Annotated in this window: 15 protein-coding genes and 1 pseudogene; 8 read left to right on the top strand and 8 right to left on the bottom strand. The window is 70.6% G+C overall.

Annotated features, from left to right (window positions below):
* Positions 1–202 precede the first annotated feature (202 nt).
* The 6 genes from ABTX18_RS32815 to ABTX18_RS32790 all read right to left on the bottom strand — a co-directional run bounded on the left by ABTX18_RS32815 (position 203) and on the right by ABTX18_RS32790 (position 3,887).
* The gene (locus tag ABTX18_RS32815) at positions 203–427 is read right to left on the bottom strand and encodes a hypothetical protein (protein WP_352126456.1); all 225 of its coding nucleotides are present in this window, start codon (positions 425–427) and stop codon (positions 203–205) included.
* Positions 428–472: 45 nt separating this feature from the next.
* On the bottom strand, positions 473–652 hold the full coding sequence (locus tag ABTX18_RS32810) for a hypothetical protein (protein WP_352126455.1): 180 nt from the start codon (positions 650–652) through the stop codon (positions 473–475).
* Positions 653–722: 70 nt separating this feature from the next.
* Entirely contained in the window at positions 723–1,424 is a 702-nt protein-coding gene (locus ABTX18_RS32805) for an HAD family hydrolase (RefSeq protein WP_352126454.1), read from the bottom strand.
* Positions 1,425–1,470: 46 nt separating this feature from the next.
* Entirely contained in the window at positions 1,471–2,160 is a 690-nt protein-coding gene (locus ABTX18_RS32800) for a phosphatase PAP2 family protein (RefSeq protein ID WP_352126453.1), read from the bottom strand.
* 114 nt (positions 2,161–2,274) lie between these two features.
* On the bottom strand, positions 2,275–3,210 hold the full coding sequence (locus ABTX18_RS32795; protein WP_352126452.1) for a M56 family metallopeptidase: 936 nt from the start codon (positions 3,208–3,210) through the stop codon (positions 2,275–2,277).
* A gap of 86 nt (positions 3,211–3,296) precedes the next feature.
* Positions 3,297–3,887 (bottom strand): DUF5134 domain-containing protein, encoded by a 591-nt coding sequence (locus ABTX18_RS32790; protein WP_352126451.1) that lies wholly within the window; start codon positions 3,885–3,887, stop codon positions 3,297–3,299.
* Between the two features lie 276 nt (positions 3,888–4,163).
* Here ABTX18_RS32790 and ABTX18_RS32785 point away from each other — a divergent pair, with 276 nt between their 5' ends.
* A complete protein-coding gene (locus ABTX18_RS32785) occupies positions 4,164–4,721 on the top strand; it encodes a GNAT family N-acetyltransferase (RefSeq protein ID WP_352126450.1) in 558 nt (185 codons plus the stop codon).
* A gap of 100 nt (positions 4,722–4,821) precedes the next feature.
* Here the strand turns inward: ABTX18_RS32785 and ABTX18_RS32780 are convergent, their stop codons facing one another.
* Complete coding sequence (locus tag ABTX18_RS32780) at positions 4,822–5,505, bottom strand: glycerophosphodiester phosphodiesterase (RefSeq protein ID WP_352126449.1); 684 nt, start codon at positions 5,503–5,505, stop codon at positions 4,822–4,824.
* 274 nt (positions 5,506–5,779) lie between these two features.
* Here ABTX18_RS32780 and ABTX18_RS32775 point away from each other — a divergent pair, with 274 nt between their 5' ends.
* The 4 genes from ABTX18_RS32775 to ABTX18_RS32760 all read left to right on the top strand — a co-directional run bounded on the left by ABTX18_RS32775 (position 5,780) and on the right by ABTX18_RS32760 (position 9,716).
* Positions 5,780–7,177, top strand: a complete 1,398-nt coding sequence (locus ABTX18_RS32775) for a DUF6421 family protein (RefSeq protein WP_352126448.1) — start codon at positions 5,780–5,782, stop codon at positions 7,175–7,177.
* 26 nt (positions 7,178–7,203) lie between these two features.
* A complete protein-coding gene (locus ABTX18_RS32770; protein ID WP_352126575.1) occupies positions 7,204–7,971 on the top strand; it encodes an SDR family NAD(P)-dependent oxidoreductase in 768 nt (255 codons plus the stop codon).
* Positions 7,950–9,029, top strand: a complete 1,080-nt coding sequence (locus ABTX18_RS32765; protein ID WP_352126447.1) for a threonine aldolase family protein — start codon at positions 7,950–7,952, stop codon at positions 9,027–9,029. Before ABTX18_RS32770 ends, ABTX18_RS32765 begins: the two co-directional genes overlap by 22 nt.
* An 84-nt stretch (positions 9,030–9,113) precedes the next feature.
* Positions 9,114–9,716, top strand: a complete 603-nt coding sequence (locus ABTX18_RS32760) for a transglutaminase-like domain-containing protein (RefSeq protein ID WP_352126446.1) — start codon at positions 9,114–9,116, stop codon at positions 9,714–9,716.
* 96 nt (positions 9,717–9,812) lie between these two features.
* Here ABTX18_RS32760 and ABTX18_RS32755 read toward each other — a convergent pair whose 3' ends face one another.
* The gene (locus ABTX18_RS32755; RefSeq protein WP_136326046.1) at positions 9,813–10,535 is read right to left on the bottom strand and encodes a lysophospholipid acyltransferase family protein; all 723 of its coding nucleotides are present in this window, start codon (positions 10,533–10,535) and stop codon (positions 9,813–9,815) included.
* A gap of 217 nt (positions 10,536–10,752) precedes the next feature.
* On the opposite strand from ABTX18_RS32755, the gene ABTX18_RS32750 reads away from it, so the two are divergent.
* The 3 genes and pseudogenes from ABTX18_RS32750 to ABTX18_RS32740 form a co-directional block, all read left to right on the top strand.
* On the top strand, positions 10,753–11,079 hold the full coding sequence (locus ABTX18_RS32750; RefSeq protein ID WP_352126445.1) for a thioredoxin family protein: 327 nt from the start codon (positions 10,753–10,755) through the stop codon (positions 11,077–11,079).
* A 196-nt stretch (positions 11,080–11,275) separates the two neighbouring features.
* Positions 11,276–11,782: a flavin reductase family protein gene (locus ABTX18_RS32745; RefSeq protein WP_352126444.1), complete on the top strand. Its 507-nt coding sequence runs from the start codon at positions 11,276–11,278 to the stop codon at positions 11,780–11,782.
* A 201-nt stretch (positions 11,783–11,983) separates the two neighbouring features.
* Positions 11,984–12,067 (top strand): annotated as a pseudogene (locus ABTX18_RS32740) (electron transfer flavoprotein subunit beta); the annotation flags it as partial.

Genomic DNA, 12,067 nt, shown 5'->3' with positions numbered 1-12,067 from the left:
GGTCCCGCCCGGGTCTCCACCCGGGCGGGACCGGCCTTCTCGCGGCCTCCGCGTTCATTGACCGATCCGCCGCGCCGGGACATGCTGTACCCCCGCGGTGACCGGCTGAGCGGCCGGTCCGTCACGCGGTCCCCGGCCCGCACTGCCGGCCGGGGTGACCGGCTGGTTCCGGCGACGCAGGGGATCGCCGGAATCAGACGTCTCAGGCGGCCTCGTACCGGTGCGCCCGGCCACCTCGCCATTCGACCCACTCGGGGTCGTCCAGGATCCGCTCGGGCTCGTCGAGCCCAGCACCCTCCAGGAACACGATCACCTCGTGATCCGAGTGCGCGAGGCCGAGTATCTGGACCCGCCCGCCGCTCTGCACGGTGACGCGCCGCCCGCCGGAAGGGGACGGCCGGAAGATCACGATCGGGGGAGAAGTCATGCCTCCAGGGTGCGACGCGCCGGAGGCCGACGCACAGCGAACCGGTCAGGCGGCAGACCGGGCGTTGCCGCCGGTGGCGGCGGCCCACTCGACCAGCAGCCGCTGGTACTCCTCCTCGTCCTGCGGGGACAGGCATCCGCCCGAGCGCTGCCACAGGTCGCGAATGTCTTCATTCACCACTGCGGCGGGACGCACGGAACCGGACGGGCACGTAGTCGGGGACATACCTACCAGGCTAAGGCCCCGATGTGACAATGCGACCCATGCCGCGTCAGGGACATCTCTCACATGGCTCTCAGGCAACCTCGGCGGCCAGTCCGAGCTCCCGCAGTCCGTCCGGCCGCTCGTCCACCGGCGCATGCTGCACGAATCGCACCTCGCAGCCCAGCGCGGACGCCCCGCCGTCCGCGCGCCGGTCGTCGCCGACCATCACCACATCGGCCGGATCCTGTCCCAGAAGTGTGCAGGCGGTGTGGAAGAGCCGTGCGTCCGGCTTCTGTACACCGTGCTCGAAGGACAGCACATACGCGTCCACGTAAGCGTCCAGACCGTGCGCGCGGAAGACGGGCCTGAGGTCCCACCCGATGTTGCTGACCACGCCGATCGCGACGCCCCGGTCGCGCAGCGAGGCGAGCACCTCCGCGGCGTCCGGATAGGGCTGCCAGGCGGCCGGGCTCAGGTGCCTCTCGTACAGGGCGTCGTACAGCCCCGGATCCGGCAGTTCCACCTGGCGCGCGAGGGCCGTATACGTCTCGCGGTGCAGGTGCGCGCTCTCGTCACGGGTGGCCCAGGCCGCAGCCAGGTCTTCCGGCACCCGGCGCGGGGGAGGGCCGCCCGGCAGCGCGCCGGAAACCTCCAGCTCCCGTACGTACTGCTCGAAGTCGGCCTGGTCCACGTGCAGCTTTCGTTCCGCGAGGGTCGCGGCGAGCCAGGAGCGGACGGATTCGATCCGGAACAGCGTCCCGGAGAAGTCGAAGAGGGCACCCTTGATCGGCATGGTCCGATCCTCGCCGAGGCGGTCCCGGCGGGGCAAGGACGCCTGGTCAGCCCCCATCCGTGCGCTGCCGGGAGGCGTACCGGTCGTATCCGGCCGTGGCGAAGGCGGCCAGGGCGGCGCCGAGCAGCCAGCCGCCCAGTACGTCGGACGGCCAGTGCACGCCCAGATAGAGCCGGGTCAGACCGACGCCGAGCACCGAGACCCCCGCGGCGGCCAGGGCCGTCCTGCGGATCCAGGGACGGGCGCCGGACCGGCGCAGCAGCCAGAGCAGCAGACAGCACGTCACCACCGCCGTCATCGCGTGTCCGGAGGGGAACGCCGCGTAGTGGGCGGAGTCCACCGGGTCGGGCCACCGGGGGCGCTCCCGGCCGATGAGGGCCTTGACGCTCTGCTGGAGAAGGCTGGAGATCAGGGTCGTCACCGCCACCCATGCCGCGAGCACCCGGTCCCCGCGCCGCCACAGGACGACGGCGGCCACCGCGATCAGCGCGCGCATTGTCCACGGGTCCCACAGCCAGTCGGTCAGCAGCCGGTTCACATGGACCAGGCCGGGCTCCGTCACCGCCCTCCGGTGCAGCGCCTCGGCGAGATCGCGGTCCAGGCGCATCAGGGGCGACCATCGGCCGGCGACCAGGGCCACCAGCACGAGGCCGAGGGCTCCGCAGACGGCTCCCGCCCGCAGTGCCGGCGAGTGAGTGCGGGTGCGGTGCGCGGGGGGGAGGAGCGGGGCATGCATGGTGGCAATCCTCGCCGAAGGCGGAGCGCGGGGCCATCCCGGCGCGGCCGGACCGTTCAGCGGACGCTGTGGGCCGTCAATGCCGCGCGGGTTTCCGCGAGCGCCGCGGGCCGCCTACCGCAGGGCGACGAGCGCGGGAACGAACGCCACCAGCAGCGGAACCCCGGGCAGGAGCGTGGCTGCCGCGGTGAGCCGCAGCCGGCGACCCGCCGTGAGCCGGCCCGCGGGCGCCAGCAGCCGGTTCACCCGCAGCGGCATCTGCGCGTCCGGTGTCGGGCAGGGACCGAACACCCCGCGCTCCTCGTTCAGTTCGACCAGGGCCAGCGCGATCGTCAGACGGCCGAAGCGCCGGGAAGCCATGTCATCGGCGGACAGCTCGACGAGCCGGTGCATCTCGCCGCGGAAGGCCACGAACACCGGAACCTGCGGAAAACCGGATGCCAGCGCCGCCGAGCAGTTGAGCAGCCAGTCGTGGCGCGCGTTCGCGTGCCCCTGCTCGTGAGCGAGCACCGCATCGAGCTGACGGCCCTTCAGCCGCCCCAGCGCGCCGGTGGTGATGACGAGCCGAGGCGCTGTGCCGGGCAGCCACCAGGCGTCCGGGCGCTCCCCCTCCAGAACCACCAGCCGCCCACTGCCCGGCGCCTCGCCCGGCAGCAGCGGTGAACGCACCAGGAGTTCGGCCCGCCGCTGCCTGCGCTGCAGGCGGCCGCGGCGGATCTCACGGGTCAGCATCGCGGCGGTCCACAGCCCACCGAGGGCCAGCAGCACGGCCATCACGGCCGACCACGGTCCGTAGGCGGCGAGCGCGTAGGCCTCGACGACGGCATGCGGAGCAGGTGCGAACACCTGACCGCGCACCGCCTGCCAGGCCGCGGCCGCGCTGAACGTCATGGACAACGCGAACGACAGCAACACCCCGGCCACCACGCACTGCCACACCCACAGCGCCACCACGGGCTCGCGCTCCGGCCATTCGGCCCGCGCCATCAGCCGCGGGGTCACGACGGCGGCCAGCGCACCGAGCAGCAGCAGCACGACGGAGACCAACATGGCGTCAGCCTATGAGCGGTACGGCGCGCACGGGTATGGCTGCGCCGGGCAAGTGACGTACGCCACGGCGCACGGCACTCCGTGTCTCACAGGGTGAGCAGCATGGCGAACATGGCTATCCCCGTGGTCAGCCGGCAGGCCCGTGCCAGTTCCGGCCGTGCCGCCCAGCCGCCTGCCGACGGACCGCCGGCGACGCGCCCGCCCCCTGCGGGAGCGGCGGTCACCGGTATCAGCCGGGCGCCGGAGCGCAGCACGTACGCGGCGTAATAGGCGAGGAGCAGACCGGTCAGCAAGGGAACGCCGCCTGCGGCGGCCATGGCGTGGGACGCGTGACCCCTGTGCCCCGCTCCGCCGGACCGCGCCATCACGACGGACATGTAGACCATCGCCGCGGAGCCGACGAGGTGGTGCAGATGGTGACCGCTGCGGCGGGAGAACCAGAGGGCCCGCAGGGCGGCGACGCCGAACAGCGCCGCGTACAGAACCCATCCCCACGCCGGCGGTGCGACGACGGCCGCCGGCAGGGCCATCGCGGCCATGCCGAAGCCCATCAGCGCCTCCGCGCGCGCCGTCCTGCGCTCCTCGCCGGTCCCGTCGCGGGCCCGTAGCAGGCAGTACGCAGCCGTCACCGCGCACAGCGCCATCAGCAGCCAGCCGGACATCACAGGTCCGTGCACAGCAGTCCTCCCCCGGGCGAACGGCATCGCCTTCGTCTAGTCGATGCCCACGGCCCGACGCCCGCACGCGGCGCACGGGGGCAAAAGGGGAGCGCGTGGCGGGGGTGAATCGCGACGCGAAGGGTGCGGGCTCGCCGTGAACCGGGCTGCTCAGCGCGGGGAACCCGGTCCGGGACCCGCACCGGCACCCGGGGGATTGCTGAGATCTACTGATGATTGGAGCAACGGTTACGCTGCTGGCGCACCGGCGACAGCAGAGAAACGGAGAGCCTCACCATGGACACCGCCCCGCCCCGTGATCCGGGTCAGCTGACCTTCCGCGACGCTACCGACGCGGACGTGCCGGCGCTCGTGGAGCTGATCCAGTCCGCGTACCGCGGGGACTCGAGCCGCGCGGGGTGGACCACCGAGGCGGACATCCTGCGGGGGCAGCGCACCGACCCGCAGGGGGTGCGGGACGTGGTGCACGCGCCCGGGAGCCGGCTGCTCGTCGTGGAGCGCGACGGCGAGCCGGTCGCCTGCTGCCAGCTCGAACACCGGGGTGAAGTGGCCTACTTCGGCATGTTCGCGGTCCGTCCCTCGCTCCAGGGCGCGGGACTCGGCAAGGTGATCATCGCCGAGGCCGAGCGCTCCGTACGGGAGAGCTGGGGGGCGCGCGAGATGCACATGACCGTGATCTCGGTGCGCGAGGAACTGATCGCCTGGTACGAGCGCCGCGGCTATCGCCGCACGGGTCAGCTGAGCCCGTTCCCGTACGGCGATGAGCGCTTCGGCGTCCCGCAGCGCGACGATCTCGCCTTCGAGCTGCTGGTCAAGGAGCTCCCCGGGAGCTGACCGTGCCCGGGGGGCGGGGGCGGGTGGTGGCAGCCCCCCGGCCCGGGCCCGCGGGCGGACGAGGGTGACGGCAGAGGTACATCCCTGCCGGCCGCAGGCCCTACGCGGTGAAACGGCCCGCGCGACGGATCTCCGGGAAGTCGGTGGTCGCGCCGTCGAGCCCCAGTCCGCGGGCCAGCCGCAGATGATCCTGCGTGTTGACCACCCAGCCGACGACCGTCAGTTTCTCGGCGTGGGCCCTCTCGACCAGTTCCAACGTGATGCGCCTGACGTTCAGCACCAGGCGCGTCGCGCCCACCGCCTTCGCGCGGTCCACCAGATCGCCGCCCCAGCGGCTGGCCACAAGGGCCGTCCGCACGCCCGGTACCAGCTGGGCGATCTCGGCGATGGCCTCGTCGTGGAACGAGATCACCTCGACGCGGTCGACGAGATCGCGCCGCCGCATCACCTCGGCGAGCGTCCGGGCGGCGGCCACGTCCTTGATCTCCGCCTGCAGAGGGGACCGCACGGCGTCGAGGACCTCCTCGAAGACCGGTACGCGCTCCCCCTGACCGGCGTCCAGTTCGCGCAGCTCCGCCAGGGTCTTCTCGGCGATCGGCCCCTTGCCGTCGGTCGTCCGGTCCACCTCGGCGTCGTGCATGACGGCGAGGGCGCCGTCCTTGGTCAGATGAAGGTCCAGCTCGATGAGGTCCATCCCGGCCTGCTCGGCGTGGACGAACGACCGCAGCGTGTTCTCCGGCTCGACACCCATCACTCCGCGGTGTCCGATGGTGAGAAAGGACAAGGGACTCTCGCTTCCGTCGACGGCTTCTGCCCCCTGCCTACCCAACTGGCGCTACGGCATGACCGACACGGATCCGCGCGCGCGGGTTCTCCCGGGCGGGCGCGAGGGCAAGGCCCGGTTCGTCCACTGAAGAAGCCGTCGGAACGCTGAGTGACAGGAAAAATCACGGTGACCATGGGGGGTGAGCAGGATAATTTCCAGGACCCCACTTGTCTCGAGGAACCGCACACGGATACGGTTGCTTGACGCGAGCTTCTCCCGTGGAGGAAGTCTGATGACGGAAATTCTTGTGCACGACGTCGCCGCCGGCGACATAGCTTCCGCCCAGCGGGTGGTCGAGCACCCTGCCTGGCCGGCGCTCAAGAATGCCGTGGAGGAGATCCGCCCCTGGCAGTCGAAGGACGGCTCCATCGACTTCGACGCCGAGGGCGCCCCCGCCCCCGCGGCCGTGGAGGCGGTCCTGGACCGGGTGACCAAGGCGGTCGAGGAGCTCTCGCCGCTGCTCCCGCACGACGCCGCGTACCACCGCGCCCTTGTCATGGACCTGCGTCGCTGGGCCGCCGACGGGTTCGGCGTGCCCGATTTCCTCGACTCGCTGCTGGCCTTCCAGCCCGCCAGGAACCGCGTCGACGGGCTCCAGCACCTCGTGGTCTTCGCGATGTACACGCAGAACGGCAATCCCGACCGCAACCTCGAAGCGGTCGTGCTGCGGATGGTCTGGCCCGAGTGGCTCGCCGACCTGGAGGCGACCCGCTACGACAACCCGCTGTTCTGCGGCATCACCTTCGAGGACTTCACCTCCGGGTACGACACCAATTCCGCCGTGCTCTTCCCGGAGACCATCGCCGTGCGCGAGGCCCCCGAGCGCTTCAGCTGGGGCGGCATCTTCTGCGACCGCGAGGCCGCTCGCTTCCGCCGTGTCACCGAAGCCTCCGTCGAACTCCTGGGCGTCGAGCTGCCCGAGGACATCCGCGAGATGGTCGCCGACCAGCAGCGCTGTGAGCAGGCCTTCGTGCTCTGGGACATGGTCCACGACCGCACCCACAGTCACGGCGACCTGCCGTTCGACCCGTTCATGATCAAGCAGCGCCAGCCGTTCTGGATGTACGGGCTCGAAGAGCTGCGCTGCGACCTCACCGCCTTCAAGGAGGCCGTGAAGCTGGAGGCCGAGGGCAACGCCCACGGCCGCGACGTGCAGTACGCCGTGCTGTTCGACCGCATGTTCCGCTTCCCCGTCACCGGCGAGCGCGTCCGCAACTACGACGGACTCGGCGGCCAGCTGCTCTTCGCCTACCTCCACAAGCACGACGTCGTGCGCTGGACGGACAACACCCTGAAGATCGACTGGGAGCGGGCGCCCCAGGTCACCAACCAGCTCTGCGCCGAGATCGAGAAGCTGTACCGGGACGGCATCGACCGGCCCAAGCTCGTCCACTGGTTCGCCGCGTACGACCTGGTCGCGACGTACCTCGCCCCGCACCCCGGCTCCCGCTGGGCCAAGGGTCCCGACGCCCTGGACCTCTCCCAGCCGCCCCGCAAACTCGTCGACGACGTGCTTCCGGACGAGTTTCCCCTGAGCATGTTCTATGAGGCGCTCTCCAAGAAGCTGAAGACCGTGATCGCCTCAACCAAGGGAATCACCGCCGCGGACGCCGGGCAGGCAGCCGCGTGAGCGCACGTCGTGAGGAGGCGGTGGCCATGAACGGAAACGGCAGGGGCAGCGGGAACGGTGCGCTCGAAGGCGCCGTCGTCGCGGTCGCGGGGGCGGCAGGTCCGGCCGGCCGGGCGACCCTGCTCCGGCTCGCCGAGGCGGGCGCGACGGTCGTCGCATCGGATGCGAACGCCGCCCGGCTCGCCGAGGCGGTGGACGCGGCACGCTACGCCCACGGCGGCGCCACCGTCACCGGTGACACCGTGGACCTGCTCGATCTCGGTGCCGCCCGTGAATGGGCCGCCAAGACCGAGAAGGAATTCGGCAGGATCGACGGGCTGGTCCACCTCGTGGGCGGCTGGCGCGGCAGCAAGACGTTCGCCGACACCGATCTCGCCGACTGGACGCTGCTGGAGAAGCTCCTGATCCGCACGGTCCAGAGCACCTCACTGGCCTTCCAGGACGGCCTGCAGCGCAGCGACCGCGGCCGCTACCTGCTCATCAGCGCGGCCGGAGCCAGCAACCCCACCGCGGGCAACGCCGCCTACGCGGCGTCGAAGGCCGCGGCGGAGGCCTGGACCCTCGCGCTCGCGGACGCCTTCCGCAAGGCGGGGGGCGACGAGGGCCCGCGGAGCGCTGCTGCGATCCTGGTCGTGAAGGCACTGGTGCACGACGCGATGCGCGCCGAGCGCCCGAATGCGAAGTTCGCGGGCTTCACCGACGTCAAGGAGCTGGCCGATGCCATCGCCGGCGTCTGGGACGTGCCCGCCCCCGAAGTGAACGGAAAGCGCCTGTGGCTGACCCCGCAACCGTAAGGACCGACGCGCGTCGTCATCACGACCCGCAGGTACGCGGATTCGCCAGTGACAACTACGCCGGAACCCACCCGGAGGTCCTCGCGGCCCTCGCCCTCGCCAACGGCGGTCATCAGATCGCCTACGGCGAGGACGAGTACACCGGGCACCTCCAGCGCGTGATGCACAGCCATTTCGGCCCCACCGCCGAGGCCTTCCCGGTCTTCAACGGAACGGGGGCCAACGTGGTCTCGCTCCAGGCGATGACCGACCGCTGGGGTGCGGTCATCTGCGCCGAGTCCGCCCACATCAACGTGGACGAGGGCGGCGCGCCGGAACGGGTCGGCGGCCTCAAGCTGCTCACCGTGCCCACCGAGGACGGCAAGCTCACCCCGGAGCTCATCGACCGGCAGGCGTACGGCTGGGACGACGAGCACAGGGCCATGCCGCAGGTTGTCTCGATCACCCAGAACACCGAACTGGGCACCGTCTACACACCCGACGAGATCCGGGCCATCTGCGAGCACGCCCACGGGCACGGCATGAAGGTCCACCTCGACGGAGCCCGCATAGCCAACGCCGCGGCCTCGCTGGACGTACCGATGCGTACGTTCACGAACACCGTGGGCGTCGACGTGCTCTCGTTCGGCGGGACGAAGAACGGGGCCCTGTTCGGCGAGGCCGTCGTGGTGCTGAACCCGGACGCCGTCCGGGCGATGAAGCATCTGCGCAAGCTGTCGATGCAGCTCGCGTCCAAGATGCGCTTCGTCTCCGTACAGCTGGAGGCGCTGCTCGCGGGCGATCTGTGGCTGCGCAACGCCCGGCACGCCAACACCATGGCCCAGCGGCTCGCCGAGGGCGTCCGCGCGGTGGACGGGGTGGAGATCCTCCACCCCGTCCAGGCCAACGCCGTCTTCGCGCGACTGCCGCACGAGGTGAGCGAGCGGCTGCAGAAGCGCTTCCGGTTCTACTTCTGGGACGAGAAGGCCGGTGACGTGCGCTGGATGTGCGCCTTCGACACCACGGAGGACGACGTCGACGCGTTCGTCCTCGCCCTGAAGGAAGAAATGGCCGCATAGTAGGCCACGGCAAGCTATGCATGAGTATGCGGTCGACCGGGAATCCATTGACTCCGGTCGGCCGCTTCCTTACGCTCATCAGCCATGGAGCTGATACAGCAAACCCCTGACATCTCCGCATATCTGGCCGCCGACGACGCGATCGACCACGAACACCCGCTGGTCCGCGACACGGCCGCACAGCTGCGTTCCGAAGCCACCAACGCATACTCATACGCAGAAGCGGCGTACTGCTTCGTACGGGACACCATCCCGCACTCCGTCGACTCGGGTGACATGCGCGTCAGCTGGCGCGCCTCCGACGTCCTCGCCACCCGCAACGGCATCTGCCATGCCAAATCGCACGCCCTGGCCGCCCTGCTGCGCGCGGAAGGCATCCCGGCCGCCCTCTGCTACCAGGCGCTCGTCGAGGACGACGGAGAGCCCGGCGTGGTGCACGGGCTGATCGCGCTCCGGCTCCCCGGCCGGGGCCGCTGGGACCGGCTGGACGCACGGGGCAACCAGCCGCCCGGCGTGGACGCGCGGTTCTCGCTCGGAGAGGAGAGGCTGGCCTGGCCCGTCCGGCCCGAAGTCGGTGAAGTGGACTACCCGACGCTCTACGCGGCGCCCCATCCCGCGGTGCTGCGGGGCCTGCGGACATCCGCCGACCGCGAGGAGCTCTGGCGCGCGCTGCCCACGGCGCTCTGACCGCCGGCGGCAGGGAGCCCCGGCCGGTCCGGCCGGGGCCCGCCTATGCGTCCGTGCTCCGGAGTGACGTTTCAGCGACACGCCCCGCCGGGGCCGTCAGCTGCGCTCGCGGACCTCGGCGGCCGTCGGAGCCGTACCACCGAGATGCGAAGGCACCCACCAGGTGTCGCTCGCGTCCTTCGGGCGCACGGGGTAGGCGCGCTGGGCAGCCTCGAGCAGCTCCTGTACGCGCTCGCGCAGCCGCCGGGTGATCGCACCCGCGTACTGGTCGGCCGGGGCCTCCAGCGGCTCGCCCACCCGGATCGTCACCGGGATGTGGCTGCGCCTGAAGTTTCGCGGGCGGCCCTTGGTCCACAGGCGCTGGGTGCCCCACAGCGCCATCGGGATCAGCGGCACACCGGCCTCCTGGGCCAGGCGCGCCGCACCCGACTTGAAGCTCTTCAGCGTGAAGGACTCCGAGATCGTCGCCTCGGGGAACACCCCGACGATCTCCCCGGAACGCAGCGACTCGAGGGCGTGCGCATACGCGTCCTCGCCCTGCTTCCGGTCGACGGGGATGTGCTTCATGCCGCGCATCAGGGGGCCCGACACCTTGTGCCGAAACACCGATTCCTTGGCCATGAACCGCACCAGCCGCTTCTGCGGCAACGCCGAGAGACCGGTGAAGATGAAGTCCAGATAACTGATGTGGTTGCTCACCAGAACCGCGCCACCAGTCTTCGGGATGTGCTCCGAACCCTGGGTGTCGATCTTCAGGTCGAGCGCCTTGAAAAACGTACGAGCGGCGCCGATGACCGGCCGATAGACGAGTTCTGCCATCTGGAGAAGACCCTTCTTCAGCGCCTGGGGAGGGTTCTCCCGGCGGAAGTTACGCAGCCGTAGGTTTTCGGCATTGGGCCGATCGTGCCCCATGCGCGTCGCGGTGGCCAGTCTCGGCGGGCGCGGGCCGCGAGATTCTCGTCACGTGGAACGGCAGGGAATGTCCCGGCTTCGGCCGGTGCTGAGCCCTTCGTAGAACTCTGACAGGAGGCCGGAAGTGGACGGGCGCACACGTACGGACAGGCTGGACGCAGCCCAACTCGGCGTGGAATTGGGGGAGAGGGCCACGCTCGTCCAGTTCTCCAGTGCGTTCTGCCAGCCCTGCCGGGCCACGCGCCGCACCCTCGCGGAGGTGGCGGGCATGGTCGAGGGCGTCGCCCATGTGGAGATCGACGCCGAGGCGCATCTCACTCTTGTGCGGGCGCTCGACATCAGCAGGACCCCGACCGTCCTGGTGCTGGACGCCTGCGGACGGGTGGTCCGCCGGGCTGTGGGACAGCCGCGCACCGTCGACGTCGTCGCCGCCCTGGGGCAGGCGATGTGACGGACCGTGATGCTTCTCCCACCTTGTGGGACGCTCTTGACTGCACCCGCCGCGCATCGTCACTCTGACGCTATGCCACCCGAACTCCTTCTCTACGGCCGGGTCCATGTCGACCTGGCCCGCAACGCGAGTGCGCGCTGTCCGGATGCCTGAGCATCCACGGCCCCGCACTCCCGACGCGCAGAAGGACCTCTCCATGACGGCATCACCCGAGACGGGTACCCCCCGGACGGCAACCCCGGACCTTCTGCGGTCCGTGTTCCGGCAGCATGCCGCCGGGGTCGCCGTGATCACCGCGGCGGGCGACCGGCCCGTCGGCTTCACCGCCACCTCCCTCAACTCCGTCGCCGCCGATCCGCCGCTCATCTCCTTCGGCGTGGGCACCTCGTCCTCCAGCTGGCCGGTCGTCGCGGAGGCCGGCCACATCGGCGTCCACATACTCGGCGAGCACCAGCGGGAGCTGGCCGCCACCTTCGCCCGAAGCGGCGCCGACCGGTTCGGTCCGTCCACCGATTGGCGCAGCGGACCGGAAGGTGTCCCGGTACTGGACGGCGTGCTCGCCTGGCTCGTGTGCCGTGTCGTGGCGCGGATTCCGGCGGGGGACCACAGGATCGTGGTCGCGCAGGCGGTCGTCGGCGATCCCGCCGGTGGCGGCAGGCCGCTCGTCTATCACCAGGGCAGGTTCACCGCTCTGCGAGACTGAGATCTTCCGGCTCGGCGAAGGCACTCGGGCGTTGGCGAGATCACAGGGCAAAGCGCTTGCTTAATGGGCCTCGAATGGGTGTACTGACGAGTAATATTACGGTCGGAGCGTCGGTCGCCCTGACCGGAAATCGCCCCATCAGGCGCCTATGCTGCGTGCAACAAGGCAGCCCGGAAATGACGATGCAGTAGGAGAGCCGGCGTGAGCTTGAGGATCGTTGTCTGTGTGAAGTACGTGCCCGACGCGACCGGTGACCGGCATTTCGCCGATGACCTGACGTTGGAT

It is taken from the genome of Streptomyces sp. NPDC096323, assembly GCF_040302845.1.
In the GTDB taxonomy this organism is placed as follows: domain Bacteria; phylum Actinomycetota; class Actinomycetes; order Streptomycetales; family Streptomycetaceae; genus Streptomyces.
This window is presented reverse-complemented; position numbering and strand designations above follow the sequence as displayed.